Origin of the sequence: Flavobacterium sp. M31R6, assembly GCF_013284035.1 — a bacterium.
Classification (GTDB): domain Bacteria; phylum Bacteroidota; class Bacteroidia; order Flavobacteriales; family Flavobacteriaceae; genus Flavobacterium.
Genome location: NZ_CP054141.1, coordinates 1,088,653 through 1,106,506, shown reverse-complemented (window position 1 = coordinate 1,106,506; position 17,854 = coordinate 1,088,653). Strand labels below are relative to the sequence as shown.

Below are 17,854 nucleotides of genomic sequence, written 5' to 3'. Positions count from 1 at the left end.
GAAAATAGATTATGATTGTAATCACAAATCCAGTTTCGATAGCCAATGAAATCGACACCATTCATTCTCTTTTTGGGAATGGATTGGAGTTGCTTCATATTCGCAAACCTGATTTATCTGCCGCAGAAATGAGATCATACTTGTCGGAAATAAAATCGGATTTAAGAGGACAATTGGTTTTGCACAGCCATCATCATTTGACTTCGTCATTTGGTATAAATCGTATTCACTTTAGCGAAAGCGAAAGAAAAAAAACAGCAACCATATTCGGAAAATCAGCATTTGAAACATACAAAACAAAAGGTTTCCATTTATCGACTTCGGTTCATAATATGGAAGATTTCAATGCTTTGGATCACGTGTTTGAATATGCTTTTTTGAGCCCTGTTTTTCCAAGCATTTCTAAAGAAAATTATTTTTCAAAAATAGATTGGTTTCAAGTCATTAAAAGCAGAACTAATTATTCGACAAAACTCATCGCTTTGGGCGGAATAGAATCAAAAAACACAGAGCAAACATTACAAAATGGCTTTGATAATGTAGCCTTACTAGGAACCATTTGGAATCAAAACAATCCCATTAAAAACTTTAAATCATGTCAGAAAATCGTCCAATCGACTTAACAATCGCAGGATTTGATCCTTCGGGTGGAGCGGGGGTTTTGGCAGACATCAAAACTTTTGAGCAACATAAAGTGTATGGTTTTGCCATCAACACTGCCAATACCATTCAAACCGAAAATGTGTTCCATAAAATCCAATGGACAGCTATCGATTTTGTTTTAGAATCCATAACAACCCTTTTGAATAGTTATGCCATCAGCGCTGTTAAAATAGGCATTGTACCATCATTGGATTATTTGAAACAAATTGTTTTTTGCCTAAAAAAGCATTCACCATCAATCAAAATTATTTGGGACCCAATTTTAAAATCTTCCACTGAATTTGATTTTTTGTCCATAGAAAATCAGGAGACTTTGATCGAAATCCTGCAACAAATTGTGTTGATTACTCCAAATTACAACGAAATCAAACATTTTAATCCTGAAGAAAAAGACCCGCAAAAAATTGCAAAATTCTTTTCTACTTATTGTTCGATTTTACTAAAAGGCGGACATAACAGTGATGAAATTGGAGTCGATTATTTATTTACTACAAATAACATTTATACATATCTGCCAAAAACAATCGAATGTTATGAAAAACACGGCTCAGGCTGCGTACTATCTTCCGCAATTACGGCCAACCTTGCATTGGGTCAAAATCTGCAAACAGCTTGTGGAAATGCAAAAACATATACTGAAAAATATTTACTGTCTAACCCAACTAAACTAGGATTCCATCATGTATAACAAACTACAATACATCTCTCAAGGAGAAAGCGTCGAAGAACAATTGTACAACATTCATCAATCCCTCGACAATGGCTGTGATTGGATACAAATGCGATTCAAACATCAAAAACCGAAAAAAGCACTGGCTTTGGCGGAAGCCACCAAATTTTTGTGTGAAGAATATCTAGCCAATTTCATCATCAATGATGATGTGCATTTGGCAGAGCACATTAATGCTGACGGTGTTCATCTTGGCCTTTCGGATATGGGCGTTGCAGATGCACGAGCCATACTGGGTAAAACAAAAATCATCGGTGCGACCGCAAACACTTATGAAGATATAATCCGTCAAGCCAACAACGGCTGTGATTATATTGGCTTAGGGCCTTTCCAACACACCAAAACCAAGGACAATCTCAGTCCAATACTTGGAATAGAAGGTTATCGTTCCATAATTATTCAAATGGAACAGGCGCAAATTGATGTACCCGTTTATGCTATTGGAGGCATTACCTTGGGAGATGTTAATACTCTGATTAAAACAGGAATTCATGGAATTGCAGTTTCTGGAATTATTACCAAAAGCGATGACAAACAAGAACTCATTACACAACTTAACGAGAAATTATATGGCAATGTCATTGTTTAAGATAGGAGACAAAACACTAGAGTCCCGATTATTTTTAGGAACTGGGAAATTTGGTTCCAATATAGAAATGAAAGAAGCAATACTGGCTTCCGAAAGTGAATTGGTAACCGTGGCCTTAAAACGAATCGATCTGGAAACCGACACCGATGCGATTTTAAATCACTTGAAACATCCACGAATTAATTTGTTGCCGAATACTTCTGGAGCACGGAATGCCAAAGAAGCCATTTTTGCAGCACAATTGGCAAGAGAGGCTTTGGAAACAAATTGGCTGAAACTTGAAATTCATCCCGACCCGAAATACTTAATGCCGGATCCCATTGAGACCTTGAAAGCAACAGAAGAATTAGCAAAACTAGGATTCATCGTTTTGCCCTACATTCATGCCGATCCGGTTTTGTGTAAACACCTGGAAAATGCGGGAACGACTGCCGTAATGCCATTGGGTTCCCCTATCGGCAGCAACAAAGGATTGAAAACTATAGATTTTCTGGAAATAATCATCGAACAAAGTTTGGTTCCGGTTATTATCGACGCTGGAATTGGAGCGCCATCCGATGCTGCCAAGGCAATGGAAATGGGAGCTGATGCTGTATTGGTCAACACTGCAATTGCCGTAGCCGGAAATCCAAAATTGATGGCCGAAGCCTTTAAGGAAGCCGTAATCGCTGGACGAAAAGCATTTGAGGCAAAACTGGGACAACAATACAAGCACGCAGTGGCTTCAAGTCCCTTGACTGCGTTTTTAAATGTGTAATTGTCACAAAATTAACCGCAAGGGACGCAAAGATTTACGCGAAGTCCGCAAAGCTTTGCGGACTTAACTTAAAATTAAAAATATAAAACTTTGCGAACCTTGCGGTAAAAAAAAACATTATGAAAACATTCAAATCGGTTTTTGAAGGTCATGATTGGGAAACCATTCAAACCAAAATATACCAAACGACCACTAAACAAGTCGAACAGGCATTAGCAAAAAGCAAACGAAACCTCGATGATTTTATGGCTTTGATTTCGCCTGCTGCGACAACTTACTTGGAGCAAATGGCACAAGAATGCCACGAACTGACCAAAAAACGCTTCGGAAAAACGATCCAAATGTATGCTCCGCTGTATTTGAGCAATGAATGCCAAAACATTTGCACCTATTGCGGTTTCAGTTTGGACAACAAAATCAAACGCAAAACATTATCTGATACTGAAATAAAACTGGAAGTGGAAGCCTTGAAAACAGCCGGTTTTGACCACGTATTATTGGTTACGGGAGAAGCCAATTATACCGTAAACATTAATTATTTCGTAAATGCGATTGATCAAATAAAAGAGCAGTTCTCAACCATTTCGGTGGAAGTACAGCCCCTTTCCACCGAGGAATACCAAAAACTGCACGAAGCTGGAGTGTATTCAGTTTTGGTTTATCAGGAAACTTATCATCAGGAAGTCTATAAAAAATACCATACCAAAGGCAAAAAATCCAATTTTGATTTTCGTTTGGACACACCGGACCGAATTGGGAAATCTGGGATTCACAAAATTGGATTGGGCGTTTTACTAGGCCTAGAAGATTGGCGAACGGACAGTTTTTTCAATGCCTTGCATTTGGATTATTTACAGAAAACCTATTGGCAGACAAAATATTCAGTTTCCTTTCCGAGATTGCGGCCTGCTGAAGGAATTATCGAACCCAACTTTATTATGGACGACAAAGATTTGACGCAACTAATCTGTGCCTATCGCTTATGGAATGAAGATTTGGAGATTTCCATTTCAACACGAGAGAACGAAAATTTCAGGAACAATATCATTCCGATTGGGGTGACCAGCATGAGTGCAGGATCCAAAACCAATCCGGGCGGTTATGTCGTTGATCCACAATCTTTGGAACAATTTGAGATTAGCGACGAACGTTCGGCCCAAGAAATTGCCAAAATAATTACTGGCAAAGGATACGAACCGGTTTGGAAAGATTGGGATAGAAGTTATGATTGCAGATTTTTGATTAACGATTTTTGACCCGAGCGATAGCGAACTGGCGAAGCATTGCAGATGTATAACCCTAAAATCATAATTAATTATCAAATCTAACTCAAAATAACAATAAGGCATAGCAAACCTATAGCTTTCATTTCAATCAAAAATTATGAAATCGTTAATCTAAAATCTAAAATCCCATGAGTATAGTTCAAGAATATTTAAGATACAACCGCCAAATGATGCTAGCCGAAATAGGCGACGAAGGGCAGGTAAAACTAAAAAAAGCAAAAGTACTAGTCATTGGTGCCGGCGGATTGGGCTGCCCAATCTTGCAATATATCGCTACCGCAGGTGTTGGCACTATCGGAATTGTAGATTTTGATAAAATTGAAATTCATAACCTCCATCGTCAAATTTTATATACACAAAACCAGGTCGGCAAAAGCAAAGCCATAACAGCAAAAGAAACATTGGAAGAAATGAATCCTTTGATTTCCATCGTGGCATTCGAAGAAAAACTGACCTCCGAAAATGCCGCTACAATTATCAAGAATTATGATTTTATTGTTGATGGATCGGATAATTTTGAAACCCGCTATTTGGTCAGTGACACTTGCGTGGCTTTAGGAAAAACATTGGTTTATGGAAGTATTTTGAAATTTGAAGGGCAATTGGCCGTTTTCAATCACAACGGAAGCAAAAATCTTCGGGATTTATTTCCGGAACCTCCCAACCCGAAAGACGTGCCCAATTGCAATATGAATGGCGTGTTGGGAACTTTACCCGGAATAATTGGCACCATGATGGCTCACGAAACGTTGAAACTTATAATGGATTTACCTTCTTTAAAGAACGAATTGGTATTGTTCAGCACTTTGAATTGGAGTTTTACAAAAATAAAATTTTAACCATATAAGTAATATAAGTTCATTTAAGCTAGAACGTTAAACTCTTATATGTCCTTATATTACTTATATGGTAAAACTTTTAACAATGCTGTCTTTTTTTAAACTATTTACTCTTCAAAATTACCATAAACGCTTCCCGATCTATTTCTCTGCAGCCCAAACTTTCAAGATGCTCGTTATAAACTTGGCAATCTAACAGACGATAATTGTCTTTTTTAAGCTGATTTACTAAAGCAATAAACGCCACTTTAGAAGCATTGGAAACCAATGAAAACATACTTTCGCCACAGAACACATGTCCCAAATCGATTCCATACAATCCGCCAACTAGTTGGTCATTTTGCCAAACTTCAACCGATTTTGCTATTCCAAGTTCATTGAGTTTGCAATAAGCTTCAATCATTTCATTGGTAATCCAAGTTCCTGTTTGTCCATCGCGTTTTACTTGCCGGCAATTGGAAATAACATCCCTAAACTTTTGATTGAAAGTAACTTTGAAAATATTCCGGTTTAGGATGTTTCGCATACTTTTGGAAACAATCAATTCGTCCAAGAATAATACCATTCTTGGATTAGGTGACCACCAAATAATGGGTTCCCCTTCGTTGAACCAAGGAAAAATTCCGCTTCTATAAGCTAGCTGCAAACGCTCTGGAGTCAAGTCACCTCCAAAGGCAAGAATTCCATCGCTGTCGGCGTGGGAAACTGGAGGAAAGAATAAATCATTAGATAAATAATACATTTCAAAAATCAATTTCAATGGCAATGGCAAAATTCAATAAAAAAAAAGAACTTAAAAAATAAGACTTATTTCTAAACTCATTTTCTAAATTCTTTATTCTAATCTCTTTGTTCTAACTTCTAGAATGGCAAATCGTCTGCTTCTTCTTCATTTAAGTTAGTTGCTGGCGCAAAAGTTGCAGCAGCTGGCATTGGAGGTGCTTGTTGAGTTGGTGCATCAGCAGCCAATCTTTCAATTCTCCAACCTTGAATACTGTTGAAATATCTTGTTTCTCCTTGTGGATTAATCCATTCTCTTCCTCTCAAATTGATAGAAACTTTTACAGCTTCACCAATATTATAACTATTCAACAAATCACATTTATCTTGAGTAAATTCAATTAAAATGTGTTGTGGATATTGCTCATCTGTAGTAACAACAAGTTCTCTTTTTTTGAATGCCGCACTTACTTGTTGCTCAGGATTAACAACTTTAACTTTTCCTAATACTTCCATCTTCTTTTTGTTTTATTATTGTTACTTTGATTCTATTTTTTTAGCTAAAAGCACTTTCCATGCCGAAAGTACATCATTGTCTAAAAGATATCTTTTGGCTTCTAAGTGCTGTTTTTCAAGGTCATCAGAACTCAAAACGGCCTTTATTGCAAAATTTTGGTTTACAAATATACTAACTTCCTCTTTAGTAGGCAAGGCTTCAATATTCCCTAACATCCCTAAATCGTTTCCATCAAAAACGGAACTATTTTTAACAAAATCAGGTATTGAATCAACTCCAACTCCCAGAGTTGTAAGCGGTTTTGGCACCTCAAACAATCCTTGATTTGATCGGGAATACCAATTGGCTCCCAATCTTGAAACCAAGTCAATTTTATGTTGATCGATAGCTCCATTTTCATTTAACACCGCTTCATTAATATGAATACGAACCACTTCACAAAGAATTAAATTCCCTGCACCACCTTCTGTTCCCAAAGGAATTATCTGCGTCACTTTGCATTCAAACTGCACAGGCGATTCTTTTACTCGGTATGGTTTTACCACATCGGAAGGAACCGGCGTAAATCCAGCTTTTAAAAACTCGTCAACACCTTCCGCGTATTCTGTACTGGCCAAAGAAGTTTGCTGCACCATATCATAATTCACTACATTGATTACGACTTCGGAAGTGGCTTCGGCATTTATCAAGGTGTGTTTAACCGTATTGTCCCTTACGCGTCTTGCAGGTGAAAAAATAAGCACTGGCGGATTGGCACTGAACACATTAAAAAAACTAAAAGGAGACAAATTTGGAATTCCATTTTTACCGATAGTACTAGCAAAAGCAATAGGTCGAGGCCCAACTGAGCTTTGTAAGTAACCCTGTAGTTTTACGGTGTCTATGCTTTTTGGATCAATACTAATCATAAAATTTTTATTTGGACAAAAATAATAAAATAGGAGTTAGATTGTCGATAATTCAACAATTATATTAGGAGAATAAATGCCCTAGCCCTGATGGAAACGACATCCTTTTGTGCCGGGGTTCGGCACAAAAGATATAGTGGACAGCAGGAATTAGCTCCAAAGAACAATTATGATCGATAAAATGAATACAATGATTTTTCGCACCTACACAATCCAAAGTCCATTATTTCGTTATATTTATACCACAAATTTACTTTTATGAATTTTTCTGAAAATAGCAACCCCATACGTTGGATCATTATTTTTATTTCTTTTTTGATAATTACCATTATTCTTTGGAATACCTATACTTTTTTTCAAATATTCAAAAATGAGGAGCGAATAAAAATGAATCTTTGGGCTACAGCCGAAAAAACATTAATAAATGCCCAAGAAAATACCGAAGTGGATTTACCGCTACAGATTTTCAACAATAACACCACGATTCCGCTTATATTGACTGAGAATGACAGCATTATTAACTCCGTAAATATTGACGAGGAAATCATAAAAAACAAAAAAAGGGCTATTGAATATTTGAACGAATTAAAAAGCGAAAATGAGCCTATCAAAATCATTTATGCCCCAGGAAAATCACAGGAATTATATTATGGCAATTCTTCCTTGATAGACAAACTGAAATATTATCCAATCGCTTTGTCACTAATCATCGTTTTGTGTGGCATTCTTATTTATAATTTTTACCTCAGCCACAAAATGTCAACCCAAAACAAATTGTGGGCAGGAATGGCCAAAGAAACGGCTCACCAAATAGGAACACCTCTTTCTTCCTTAATCGGTTGGCTGGAAATTTTAAAAATGGAGAATATTGACGAATCCATAACTCTTGAGATCGAAAAAGATATCGAACGTTTACTGACTATTACCGATCGTTTTTCTAAAATTGGTTCCGAACCCAAATTAGAATTAAAAGACGCAGTTGAAGAAACCAAACAATCTTATAATTATTTAATTTCTCGTTTTTCGGACCAAATTGAATTTTCATTCAAAGCGCCTTCCAAACCAATACGCATTTTTCTGAACCCCACTTTACACAGTTGGACGATAGAAAATCTAGTCAAAAATGCCATTGATGCGATGAAAGGAAGAGGAAAATTGTCAATGGAAATTGAAGAAGACAATCATCATCTAAAAATAAACGTAACCGATACTGGTAGTGGCATTCCTAAAAAAGAATTCCATCGTATTTTTGAAACCGGTTTTACCACCAAAAAAAGAGGATGGGGACTTGGGCTTTCCTTAACCAAAAGAATTGTTGAGGAATACCACAAGGGCACTATCAAAGTACTGCATTCTGAGATAGGAAAAGGAACAACGATGCAAATTATCTTAAGGAAAACGTAGATTTTATCAGCTATATTTAATTTTTAACATATAAGTCACATAAGTTTTTTAAAACTGTTTATTCGCTTAGTCGTTAAAAAGAGAATATAAGTCAAATATCTTTACTTGAATGAACTTTTAATTTTACTTCATTTGTTTCGACTAAAAACTTATATGACTTATATGTTTAACAATTCGTCTGACAAAATACTGTCACCTGAAGCAGCAAGCGCTCTTATCTAACCGGGATTCCGAAAAAAGTCGTCGTGCTAAACATTCCTTTTCTCCCAGATTTACTTTTGCTTAAATAGTCGTTTACAAATTTTTCTTGTACTTCGATATGTTTGAGAACATCAATGATAGAATTTTTTAATGATTTTACACTTGCAGTATTGCTGTCATTATAAGTACCAATTTTATAAATGCGGCTTTGACAATCCATTATTTTCTGTTTTGGAGATTCAATCATAGCTTTAATCTCTTCGTCTGGCAAGACTGGTTTGAATCTATTATTCCGATAATAAATAAAATCATTAAACATTGCGATGGCTTGATTGTAATCATCACTGATTGCCTGCATTTTATCCATTGCTTCATTATTCTGCAGGGCAGCAACGTCACTTTTTATCGAAAGAGCCATCTCTTGAATCAATTTGTTTTTGATTCCATTTTTCTCCATTCGAATTAAAGTCGTTCTTGCTTTATCCAAATCCGACATATTATCATACTCCGCAATTTGAGTTGAAAAATCAAAATTAGGCTTGGCTTTATTCAACTGGGTTTTCCCCTCAATAAATTCTTGATTGGTAATTGGGTAATTTAAAAACTGCCATAAATAATCAAAAGGCATATGTGATGCGATAAATTGACTTGGAGCAACCTTATAATTGAGATTGTTTATTTTCTTAAAAAACTTCTTTTTATCAACATAACCCGCTCCCCAAGTGGGATCAAAAAGCCACCAAACATTGTCAATTCTAGTGGCACACCAAGCATGTGCCAGTATATCTACTTTCCCATTTTGCTTGGTATATCCGTAAACGAGATAGGATTTGACTCCCACTTTTTTGGCAATATCATTAAAAACCTCAGCATAATGGATACAAACTCCTTTTTTGGTTAGCACCGCGTTTTTTATTTTATCCTGAGAAATCTCTTTGTAATCAATGGATTCTATATTCTCAATATCATACCTGATGTTTGAGGCTGTCCAATAAAAAGCTGCTCTTACTTTATCATTTTCAGATTTGAAATTAGCGTTTATATATTCTGCGATTCCAACAGTTGTTTTGCTTAAATCATTGGGAATTCTGTCCACTTTAGCATCAACCAAATCATAAATTCCTTTGGTTTGGCCAAAACTGACAACAGTAAACATCAAAAATAAAAACATGCACCTCATAACCATTACTTTTTTAGGCATAAAAAAACACGAACCTTTTAAATTACTCCTTAAAAGATTCGTGTTCTTAGTCCTATATTATTTTATAAATTTGCTTGAATACTTTTCGCCAAAGATTCAAACTCCTCCTTAGTCAAACTTACTTTGTGTCTGAATGTCATTTCTCCCATTTCATTCAAAGGAATTAGGTGAACATGTGCATGAGGTACTTCAAGACCTATCACCGCCATTCCTACTCGTAAGCAAGGCACTGTTTTTTCTAGCGCTATGGCTACCTTTTTTGAGAAAGCCATCAATCCAAGATACAAATCATCTTCAATATCAAAAAACTTGTCTACTTCTTTCTTAGGAATACAAAGTGTATGTCCTTTTGCATTTGGGTTAACATCTAGAAAAGCCAAGAAATTTTCATCCTCTGCTACTTTGTAACAAGGGATTTCTCCGTCGATTATTTTTTTAAAAATAGAACTCATTTTGATTGATTTATTTCTAAAATCGATTATTTAGATAAACGATTTAACAATTAAAAACTATTCTCTTGAAATCTCAAGAATTTCAAATTTTAATACACCGTTAGGCACTGTAATTTCAGCAACTTCGCCTACTTTTTTACCCAATAAACCTTTCCCGATAGGAGAAGTAACCGATATTTTACCAGTTTTCAAATCAGCTTCACTTTCGGCTACCAATGTGTATTTCATTTCCATTCCATTGGTTTGGTTTTTGATTTTCACAATCGACAAAACCAACACTTTAGAAAGGTCCAAATGTGTTTCATCAATTAATCTTGCATTAGAATGCACCTCTTCCAATTTTGCAATTCTCATTTCAAGCATTCCTTGGGCTTCTTTGGCTGCGTCATATTCTGCATTCTCCGATAAATCTCCTTTATCTCTTGCCTCAGCTATATCTGCAGATGCCTTTGGGCGCATCACACTTTTTAAATAATCTAATTCGTCTCTTAATTTTTTTAATCCTTCCGCTGTGTAATAAGATATTGCGCTCATAATTTCGTCATTTATATAAAATAGAAAAAATCCCATCAGGACGGGATTTCTTTCCACAAAGATAGTATATTTTTGTTTTTAGTTTACAATTATATGTTAATCATAACAAATTCAAAGTTAAATAAATTAAATTTGTTTCGCTAATAGTTTACACTTAATTTTTGACATGAAAAAATACTTCCTTATAATTATTATCTCGCTTTTTTTCCTGGGATGCAGCAACAATGAAAACTCCAATAAAAACCCATATATACCCAATTATTCTTTCTCAGTAGACTTGAATCTGAACTTTCCTCTTTATTCAAACTTAAAGTACGTTAGTAATCCAATTTATTATGCTGATGCGGGTGCTAGAGGCATAATTGTCATCTATACAGGAAGTGGCTACAATGCTTTTGATGCTGCTTGCCCTAATCAAGAATTAAGTTCTTGCTCAACAATGACTATCAATGGGATCAACGCCGTTTGTTCTTGTGACAAAAAAGAATACAATCTTTTCACCGGTCAAGCAACTACAGCAGCGACTTACCCAATGAAACAATACCGCGTACAAGTAATAAGTGAAACCCTTATTCGTATTTATAATTAAGTCCTTTTGGGCGTGCCACCATAAAGAAAAGGGAGCTACTCATCGCACTGGTGAGCCGCTCCCTTTTCTTTATGGTGTCAGGCTGTCCGCGTTACTTCGGTAACTTGCTTCCATCCTTCACGCGTGACCAAGATATTATTTTCTAAAACTTCAAACTCAGTCCAACCAAGAAATTAATCCCCGCTTGAGGATAATACCCAGCTCCCTCAATTGTTTTTATCGCAGGTGGATTGCTGTAGTCATCATCATAAGTATAGAAATATCCATTGCTGACATATTTCAAATCAAAAATATTATTGACTAAAGCTGTAACCAAAATCGACTTAAAAATACTTTTTGGTTTAAACTCATACGACACATTCAAATCATTTACAAAATAACTATCCAGTTTTGACCCTTCCGAATCGATGTTTGCCATATACTGTTCTCCAACAAACTTGGAATACAAGGATATTTGAAAATCTTTAATAGGTGTAAATCCTAAACGATTTCCAGCAACTACATCTGGAGAATAAGCAATATTGGTATTTCCTAAATTTTGCAGAACACCGTCTCTTGTAAAATAGAAATCTCTGTTTTTATTTTGGCTCAAAGTCACATTCGGTTGCAACACCCATTTTTCCGAAAGCTGAAAAGTTGCATCCAACTCCACTCCGAGCCTGTAACTGTCACCACTATTGGCTCTTATTGGCGCACCTACATCATTCAATTCTCCCGTCAAAACCAATTGATCTTGGTATTTCATGTAATAGGCATTGGCATTCAGCTTAATTTTATCCGAATGATATCGCCATCCCAATTCAAAATCATTTAGCTTTTCCGGTTTCGGACTTCCATTTTCATAATCCGTTCTGTTTGGTTCACGGTTGGCTCTCGCATATGAAAAATACAAACTATTCATTTTGTTTAATTCATAAGTCACTCCCGCCTTTGGATTAAAGAAATTAAAATTATCATCCACCAAACCTGTTTCTGACGAATTGGCTTTATACGTAACATTTCGCAATTGCAAATCCCCGAACAAACTCCATTTATCAGCTACTTTGTAATTCGCTTTTGCAAAAATATTACCATCCGTTTTCGAAGCAAAATCATCATAGTAATGATCACCCAACTCGGTTTGTGAAGCGTATCTTGCCCAGATAACTTTTCCAAAATGGTCTCCTTGATATTTATTCCATCCACCTCCTAAAATGACGTCCCAATTGTCTTCTTTATAATTGGCAGAAAAAGTAGTTCCATAAAAATCATTATCCAACCATTTTTGACGCACAAGATCAGTTGTATTTACAGTTGGCGCAACAGGAATTGGTGCTAAACCATAATCAGTAAAACCCTGATCTTCCTTATATTCCTCATAGTATCCTTTACCCTTTGTATAATGAAATGCTAAATTCGTACTCCAATTTTCAGAAATTCTTTCATTCCAATGCAATTGATAATGATCTTGTTGGTAATTATCGGTTTGATTATTATAAAAACGAATGTTACCAAACTCATCTGTAAACATTCCGGCAGCATTGAAAGTTCGGTCACTTTCTAAAGTTGCTGCATCCACGCCAAACCAAGATTGGTACGTTTTTTCGGTTCCACCAAAAGCCAGTGCTTTGATTAATGTTGTTTTGCCTACATAAGTCCCTTGAAGAAAATACGACTTCAAATCAGAACTCGCTCGATCCACATATCCATCTGACTTTAATGCAGACAAACGACCAGCAATTTCAAAATGGTCATTCATCAAACCTGTGCTGAATTTTACGGTATTTTTAAACGTATGAAAACTTCCATAAGAACTGGAAATTTCACCCGAAGCCTTATCTGAATAAGAATCGGTCAACATATTCAAACTCGCGCCAAAAGCTGCAGCTCCATTTGTAGAAGTTCCCACACCGCGTTGCAATTGCAAACTCTCTACCGACGACGCAAAATCAGGCATATTTACCCAATAGGTTCCTTGGCTTTCAGAATCGTTGTATGGAATTCCGTTGATAGTTACATTCACACGGGTAGCATCACTACCACGCACACGAATTCCAGTATAACCCACGCCATTTCCGGCATCCGAAGTAGTTACCACAGAAGGCAAATAATTCATCAAAATAGGGATATCCTGACCTAAATTTCTGGCTTTAATGTCTTTTTTATCCAAATTACTGAACGTTACAGGCGTTTTTGTGGTCACACGTATAGCCGAAACCAAAACTTCATCGAGTTGATTGACTTTTGTGCTGTCTTTTACTTGCGCAAAAGAGAGTAACGATGTTATAGAAAAGAAAATAGAAAATAGAAAACGTTTTGAGAATTGAGTCGTTTTCAAGTTGGTGCTTTTAAAGCTAAATAAATTTTTCATCCGTAAAAAATTACGAATAAAAGGGGGAATTATTCTTTTGTTTAAATTAATAAATGATTGTTCTACAACAAATAGATAGTTTGCACGCTATTTTTTTTTGTCGTTTTTTCCCTTGGCAGCATTACCCGCCCAGGTTCTTTGGGTATGATCTCAGCTCGTTATTTGGAGCACCCCTTTGAGACGACGCAAAACTAATTATAAATTGTGAATTATAAATTATGAATTGCGAAAAAATTTAAAAATCTGGTTTCCTCCTATTTTGTTTGGTTACGGACAGGCTTTTTTTATCCTTAATCCTCTTTCGGATTACTGACTTTGGAATTTTTGTAGGCTTTCGTTCTTTGGGAACATGCAATCCTTTTTTTATTATTTCCAAAAAACGCTTGGTAACAATTTCTTTGTTTTTGAGTTGGCTTCGGTCTTCATCGCAATTTAGGATTAAAATCAAATCCGCCGTTAATCTATTCTGCAAATTGTTTTCTAACAGCAATTTTTCTTCCTGCGAAAATCCTTGAGAACTAGACAAGTCAAAAGTAAGCACTACTTTGGACGAAACTTTATTAACGTTTTGTCCTCCAGCGCCACTACTTCTTACTGCTTTATATTTCACCTCCGAGAGGATCGTTTGAATTTCCATTTTATAACGGTTGATGCGCTTGTTTTAATAAATCATTTACAGTTTTTACCGGATTGAATGTAAACAACGGAACCTCGACAAAAACGGTTAACCAATTGGCCATAGCTCCATTCCATAAACCAGGTAGTTCGTATGCTTTCAAATCAATTCCCGCGTGATTTTTATGCACGATAAAACCACTATTTGGGTCGATAAACTGTCTTAAATCGAATTTTTCACCTTGGTAATTCTTCAATCCGCAAACTAGATCTACTGGATTAAAGTGAGTGGCACTAGCCAGTATTTTCAATTGTTGCTTGCTGCTCAAATCAACCTGTGAGGTTTCTACTATCTGCAAACTTAACCTCCCATTAGTTCCTCTCACCCAAAATGGTCCTCCACCAGGTTCTCCTTCATTTTTAACCATTCCACAAACACGAATCGGTTTATTTAGTATCTCTTTTAGCTTGCTGATTTGGTTCTTCAATTTAAATTTATGGAAATCATCATTCAATTCAACATTCAACTCTTTTTTTAGAAAAAATAAAATTTCACTAATTTTTTCTACAGTCATTTCCTGAGCATCCAATTCATTTAAATACCCAAAAATTTGATGCTGCAACTCTAAAAGGATTCCGCCTAATGCTTTTTTATAAAAAGATATTTGCTGAATATTATTTTGAATCACATTGTCTATATTTTTGATAAAAACAACATCGGCATCAATTGCATTTAAATTTTCAATCAAAGCACCGTGACCCCCAGGCCTAAAAACCAGCATCCCTTTTTCATTTCGAAAAGGTTTATTTTTTAAATCTACAGCAATGGTATCCGTTTCTTTTTTTTGATACGAATAACTCACTTCTATACTTGTATTTGATTTTTCTTCGATTTCACCTTTCACCTTTTCGATAATTTCTTCAAATTGTGATTGATGATTATCTGAAACCGTTAGATGTAAATTGGATTGATTATTGGAGGCAGCATAAAAACCACATTCATACAAATGCTCTTCAATAGGCGTTGCAACATGTGTTGGATATTTATGAAACGGAAGAATCCCTTTGGGTTTATTGGCAAAATCGAAATATTCCGGAGACAACAGCGTCTTTATAAAATAATAATTTTTATAATCGCGATTCAAAGAGTTAAAATCTGGATATATTTCTTTCAGCTTTTTATCTACTTCTTCAAAAAAAGAAAATTTATCCATCCCAACAATAAAAAGAGATAATTCCGTGTCTTTTTTTCTGTTGATGTAGGCGTTTATGGTTTCATTTCCGAAATCAAATTCATTCAGAAAAGTAGTTAAAAATTTAAACATTCTGGATGCAGCACCTGATGCCGGAACAAATTTCTTTATTTTGAATGCATTTTTATTCGCATCAAAAAAAGTTGCCTTTTGCCCAAATTCAGCCTCCGATAATTTAAGAATCCCATCATTTAAAGTTGCTGGTTGAACCAAAACACTTTTTAAAATTCCTTCATTAAAAATGGCCAGTTGCTTGTTTATCTTTTCCAAAGGAATACTGTGCTCGTAAATTTGCAAAAAATCGAGAGAAGTGAATCCCATTTGCAAAGCCTTAGTCAAATCTTCAATAATGGCTACCGCTTTTTTCAAACGTGTTTCCTTGTTACCAGAGATAGTAATAAACGGCTTTTTATTATCAATCAAGGATTGTTTAAACACTTCAAATACTGTTTCTCTACCTTCAGGACTGTCTCTCAAACCATCATCTTCCCAAGGCACATCAATATCCGTCAGGAAAAACAAATCATATTGATGGGCACGGGCAGCCTTGTCCAATAAAGAATCACAAAAATTATAATACAATTCAGAGAACACTTTAGTTACAAGCAAATTGGTGTCGCAAAAAAGGTATTTATTGGCAATTAATGCACTTTCGTTTTCCAATTTGGTTTGACCATAAGCAATGGGAAGCATATCATCAATATCACAAATACCACGTCCGCTATCTAATTTTTCCTGTAGATAATCGCGTGCAAATTCGGGAACCCAAACCGTTTTATAATATTCGGCGAGTTGTGTGGCCAAAGTGGTTTTACCGGTAGATTCGGGACCAAAAATAGCAATTTTTATAATTGGCGAAGCTCCAGATTTTGAGAGCTGTTCAAGATTTTCTTCCATTCTAAATAGCCATAAACGGCAATAATTGTAAATACTATATATTGAAAACTGGTAAAGGTATATCCTTTTGCAAAATAAAGCGGTATAGAAAGTAAATCTCCTACAATCCAAAAAATCCAATTCTCGATTTTCCTTTTGGCCATTAACCACATACCAACAAAAAATATTGCTGTCAAAAAGGTATCTACGTATGAATACCAACTTTTAAATTTATCAAAATAAAGATACACTAATATTACGAAGACAAGTGTTAACATAAAAATAGCAATAGCTAGAAAATGCTCTTTTTTTGTCATTCCCGAAATTGGAAATTCATCAACATCTCCTTTTTTTCGAGTCCAGTGGTACCAGCCATAAATACTCATTATGAAATAATAGACATTAATCATTGAATCTCCCAACAAACTCCACTGCCAAAGTAAATATGCATATATAAACGTACTGATTAATCCAGTTGGAAAAACCCAAATATTATCTTTTTTGGCGCACCAAACACTCCAAAGCCCAAAAAAAACGGCAATCAATTCCAAATATACTTCGTGAAGAGGATAACCTTTGTATTGTGCAAAAAAATAGTCAAACATTTGATTTTAGATTGTTGATTAACGATTTTAGACTTTTAGATTTCTCCTTATACTCAAAAAAATCTAGATTATTTTCAAAAGCGGTTCCAATAACAACCAAATCAGCTCCAGCTTCATAAGCTTTTTGAATGCCCTGCAAATCTATAATTCCGCCACCAACTATTAGAGGAATTTCAATATTATTTGATACTTTTTTTATCATTTCAAAAGGAACAGCTTTTTTGGCACCACTTCCCGCTTCAAGATAAATGAGTTTATTTCCCAACATTTCCCCGGCTTGGGCGGTGTGCATAGCATAATCGCTATTATCCCTATCCAATGGTTTTGTATTACTCACTCTTGCGACCGCCGTTTCACTACCACTTTCGATTAACATATATCCTGTCGAAATAATTTCGAGTTCAGTTTTTTTCAAAATTGGAACAGCATCAACTTGGTGCTCGATTAAATAATCTGGATTTCGGCCTGATATTAGGGAAAGAAATAAAATTGCATCAGCATTAGCAGAAATTTGAGATGGGTTTCCCGGAAAAAGGACAATTGGCAAATTTATTCTTTCTTTTAGACAAATAATCAATTCATCCAAAATATTATTTTGGACATGGCTGCCGCCAATGAAAATATGCGTTGCCGGTGACTGATAGATTTTTTCGATTAAATACCCCAAATTGTCCCAAACAATTTTGTCCGGATCCAAAAGAATGGCAAGTAATTTTCGATTTTCAGTTTTGGCCTGAATTATGGCATTATAAATATTCGTCATAC

At 35.5% G+C, this 17,854-nt stretch carries 19 protein-coding genes; 8 read left to right on the top strand and 11 right to left on the bottom strand.

Going from position 1 to position 17,854, the window contains the following annotated elements; all coding sequences use genetic code 11:
* The first annotated feature begins 11 nt into the window (after positions 1–11).
* The 6 genes from HQN62_RS04470 (at position 12) to HQN62_RS04445 (ending at position 4,864) form a co-directional block, all read left to right on the top strand.
* Positions 12–623, top strand: a complete 612-nt coding sequence (locus tag HQN62_RS04470; RefSeq protein WP_173503476.1) for a thiamine phosphate synthase — start codon at positions 12–14, stop codon at positions 621–623.
* Complete coding sequence (locus tag HQN62_RS04465) at positions 596–1,351, top strand: hydroxymethylpyrimidine/phosphomethylpyrimidine kinase (protein ID WP_173503475.1); 756 nt, start codon at positions 596–598, stop codon at positions 1,349–1,351. The genes HQN62_RS04470 and HQN62_RS04465 overlap by 28 nt, the downstream gene beginning before the upstream one ends.
* Positions 1,344–1,982 carry a thiamine phosphate synthase gene (locus HQN62_RS04460; protein WP_173503474.1) on the top strand — a complete coding sequence of 213 codons (639 nt, stop codon included), beginning with the start codon at positions 1,344–1,346 and terminating at the stop codon, positions 1,980–1,982. Before HQN62_RS04465 ends, HQN62_RS04460 begins: the two co-directional genes overlap by 8 nt.
* Entirely contained in the window at positions 1,963–2,739 is a 777-nt protein-coding gene (locus tag HQN62_RS04455) for a thiazole synthase (RefSeq protein WP_371811648.1), read from the top strand. Before HQN62_RS04460 ends, HQN62_RS04455 begins: the two co-directional genes overlap by 20 nt.
* A 119-nt stretch (positions 2,740–2,858) precedes the next feature.
* Complete coding sequence (gene thiH / locus HQN62_RS04450; protein WP_173503473.1) at positions 2,859–3,995, top strand: 2-iminoacetate synthase ThiH; 1,137 nt, start codon at positions 2,859–2,861, stop codon at positions 3,993–3,995.
* 158 nt (positions 3,996–4,153) lie between these two features.
* Positions 4,154–4,864, top strand: coding sequence for a HesA/MoeB/ThiF family protein (locus tag HQN62_RS04445; RefSeq protein WP_173503472.1), 711 nt, complete (start codon positions 4,154–4,156; stop codon positions 4,862–4,864).
* 103 nt (positions 4,865–4,967) lie between these two features.
* Here HQN62_RS04445 and aat read toward each other — a convergent pair whose 3' ends face one another.
* The 3 genes from aat to HQN62_RS04430 form a co-directional block, all read right to left on the bottom strand.
* Positions 4,968–5,606 (bottom strand): leucyl/phenylalanyl-tRNA--protein transferase, encoded by a 639-nt coding sequence (gene aat / locus HQN62_RS04440; RefSeq protein WP_173503471.1) that lies wholly within the window; start codon positions 5,604–5,606, stop codon positions 4,968–4,970.
* Between the two features lie 119 nt (positions 5,607–5,725).
* The gene (locus HQN62_RS04435; RefSeq protein WP_173503470.1) at positions 5,726–6,100 is read right to left on the bottom strand and encodes a DUF3127 domain-containing protein; all 375 of its coding nucleotides are present in this window, start codon (positions 6,098–6,100) and stop codon (positions 5,726–5,728) included.
* A gap of 21 nt (positions 6,101–6,121) precedes the next feature.
* Positions 6,122–7,009 (bottom strand): flavin reductase family protein, encoded by an 888-nt coding sequence (locus tag HQN62_RS04430; RefSeq protein ID WP_173503469.1) that lies wholly within the window; start codon positions 7,007–7,009, stop codon positions 6,122–6,124.
* A 258-nt stretch (positions 7,010–7,267) separates the two neighbouring features.
* Here HQN62_RS04430 and HQN62_RS04425 point away from each other — a divergent pair, with 258 nt between their 5' ends.
* A complete protein-coding gene (locus HQN62_RS04425) occupies positions 7,268–8,413 on the top strand; it encodes a sensor histidine kinase (protein ID WP_116796255.1) in 1,146 nt (381 codons plus the stop codon).
* A 214-nt stretch (positions 8,414–8,627) separates the two neighbouring features.
* On the opposite strand, the gene HQN62_RS04420 is transcribed toward HQN62_RS04425, so the two are convergent.
* The 3 genes from HQN62_RS04420 to greA form a co-directional block, all read right to left on the bottom strand.
* Positions 8,628–9,815, bottom strand: coding sequence for a transglutaminase domain-containing protein (locus tag HQN62_RS04420; protein WP_173503468.1), 1,188 nt, complete (start codon positions 9,813–9,815; stop codon positions 8,628–8,630).
* A 62-nt stretch (positions 9,816–9,877) separates the two neighbouring features.
* Positions 9,878–10,267: an HIT family protein gene (locus HQN62_RS04415; RefSeq protein ID WP_173503467.1), complete on the bottom strand. Its 390-nt coding sequence runs from the start codon at positions 10,265–10,267 to the stop codon at positions 9,878–9,880.
* 57 nt (positions 10,268–10,324) lie between these two features.
* Positions 10,325–10,801, bottom strand: coding sequence for a transcription elongation factor GreA (greA, locus tag HQN62_RS04410; protein ID WP_116798394.1), 477 nt, complete (start codon positions 10,799–10,801; stop codon positions 10,325–10,327).
* Between the two features lie 166 nt (positions 10,802–10,967).
* Here greA and HQN62_RS04405 point away from each other — a divergent pair, with 166 nt between their 5' ends.
* Positions 10,968–11,390 carry a Rieske (2Fe-2S) protein gene (locus HQN62_RS04405; protein ID WP_173503466.1) on the top strand — a complete coding sequence of 141 codons (423 nt, stop codon included), beginning with the start codon at positions 10,968–10,970 and terminating at the stop codon, positions 11,388–11,390.
* Between the two features lie 142 nt (positions 11,391–11,532).
* Here HQN62_RS04405 and HQN62_RS04400 read toward each other — a convergent pair whose 3' ends face one another.
* The 5 genes from HQN62_RS04400 to HQN62_RS04380 form a co-directional block, all read right to left on the bottom strand.
* Positions 11,533–13,740: a TonB-dependent receptor gene (locus tag HQN62_RS04400; protein WP_173503465.1), complete on the bottom strand. Its 2,208-nt coding sequence runs from the start codon at positions 13,738–13,740 to the stop codon at positions 11,533–11,535.
* A 235-nt stretch (positions 13,741–13,975) separates the two neighbouring features.
* Positions 13,976–14,377 (bottom strand): alternative ribosome rescue aminoacyl-tRNA hydrolase ArfB, encoded by a 402-nt coding sequence (gene arfB, locus HQN62_RS04395; RefSeq protein ID WP_173503464.1) that lies wholly within the window; start codon positions 14,375–14,377, stop codon positions 13,976–13,978.
* Between the two features lies 1 nt (position 14,378).
* Complete coding sequence (locus tag HQN62_RS04390; RefSeq protein WP_173503463.1) at positions 14,379–16,505, bottom strand: DUF4301 family protein; 2,127 nt, start codon at positions 16,503–16,505, stop codon at positions 14,379–14,381.
* Positions 16,454–17,089, bottom strand: coding sequence for a nicotinamide riboside transporter PnuC (pnuC, locus tag HQN62_RS04385; protein ID WP_116796262.1), 636 nt, complete (start codon positions 17,087–17,089; stop codon positions 16,454–16,456). The genes HQN62_RS04390 and pnuC overlap by 52 nt, the downstream gene beginning before the upstream one ends.
* Positions 17,082–17,852 (bottom strand): phosphoglycerol geranylgeranyltransferase, encoded by a 771-nt coding sequence (locus HQN62_RS04380; RefSeq protein WP_173503462.1) that lies wholly within the window; start codon positions 17,850–17,852, stop codon positions 17,082–17,084. The genes pnuC and HQN62_RS04380 overlap by 8 nt, the downstream gene beginning before the upstream one ends.
* Between the last annotated feature and the right edge of the window lie 2 nt (positions 17,853–17,854).

Coding starts and splice junctions, on each gene's coding strand:
- HQN62_RS04470 (WP_173503476.1), top strand. CDS start 12: ATGATTGTAATCACAAATCCAGTTTCGATAGCCAATGAAATCGACACC.
- HQN62_RS04465 (WP_173503475.1), top strand. CDS start 596: ATGTCAGAAAATCGTCCAATCGACTTAACAATCGCAGGATTTGATCCT.
- HQN62_RS04460 (WP_173503474.1), top strand. CDS start 1,344: ATGTATAACAAACTACAATACATCTCTCAAGGAGAAAGCGTCGAAGAA.
- HQN62_RS04455 (WP_371811648.1), top strand. CDS start 1,963: ATGGCAATGTCATTGTTTAAGATAGGAGACAAAACACTAGAGTCCCGA.
- thiH (WP_173503473.1), top strand. CDS start 2,859: ATGAAAACATTCAAATCGGTTTTTGAAGGTCATGATTGGGAAACCATT.
- HQN62_RS04445 (WP_173503472.1), top strand. CDS start 4,154: ATGAGTATAGTTCAAGAATATTTAAGATACAACCGCCAAATGATGCTA.
- aat (WP_173503471.1), bottom strand. CDS start 5,606: ATGTATTATTTATCTAATGATTTATTCTTTCCTCCAGTTTCCCACGCC.
- HQN62_RS04435 (WP_173503470.1), bottom strand. CDS start 6,100: ATGGAAGTATTAGGAAAAGTTAAAGTTGTTAATCCTGAGCAACAAGTA.
- HQN62_RS04430 (WP_173503469.1), bottom strand. CDS start 7,009: ATGATTAGTATTGATCCAAAAAGCATAGACACCGTAAAACTACAGGGT.
- HQN62_RS04425 (WP_116796255.1), top strand. CDS start 7,268: ATGAATTTTTCTGAAAATAGCAACCCCATACGTTGGATCATTATTTTT.
- HQN62_RS04420 (WP_173503468.1), bottom strand. CDS start 9,815: ATGCCTAAAAAAGTAATGGTTATGAGGTGCATGTTTTTATTTTTGATG.
- HQN62_RS04415 (WP_173503467.1), bottom strand. CDS start 10,267: ATGAGTTCTATTTTTAAAAAAATAATCGACGGAGAAATCCCTTGTTAC.
- greA (WP_116798394.1), bottom strand. CDS start 10,801: ATGAGCGCAATATCTTATTACACAGCGGAAGGATTAAAAAAATTAAGA.
- HQN62_RS04405 (WP_173503466.1), top strand. CDS start 10,968: ATGAAAAAATACTTCCTTATAATTATTATCTCGCTTTTTTTCCTGGGA.
- HQN62_RS04400 (WP_173503465.1), bottom strand. CDS start 13,740: ATGAAAAATTTATTTAGCTTTAAAAGCACCAACTTGAAAACGACTCAA.
- arfB (WP_173503464.1), bottom strand. CDS start 14,377: ATGGAAATTCAAACGATCCTCTCGGAGGTGAAATATAAAGCAGTAAGA.
- HQN62_RS04390 (WP_173503463.1), bottom strand. CDS start 16,505: ATGGAAGAAAATCTTGAACAGCTCTCAAAATCTGGAGCTTCGCCAATT.
- pnuC (WP_116796262.1), bottom strand. CDS start 17,089: ATGTTTGACTATTTTTTTGCACAATACAAAGGTTATCCTCTTCACGAA.
- HQN62_RS04380 (WP_173503462.1), bottom strand. CDS start 17,852: ATGACGAATATTTATAATGCCATAATTCAGGCCAAAACTGAAAATCGA.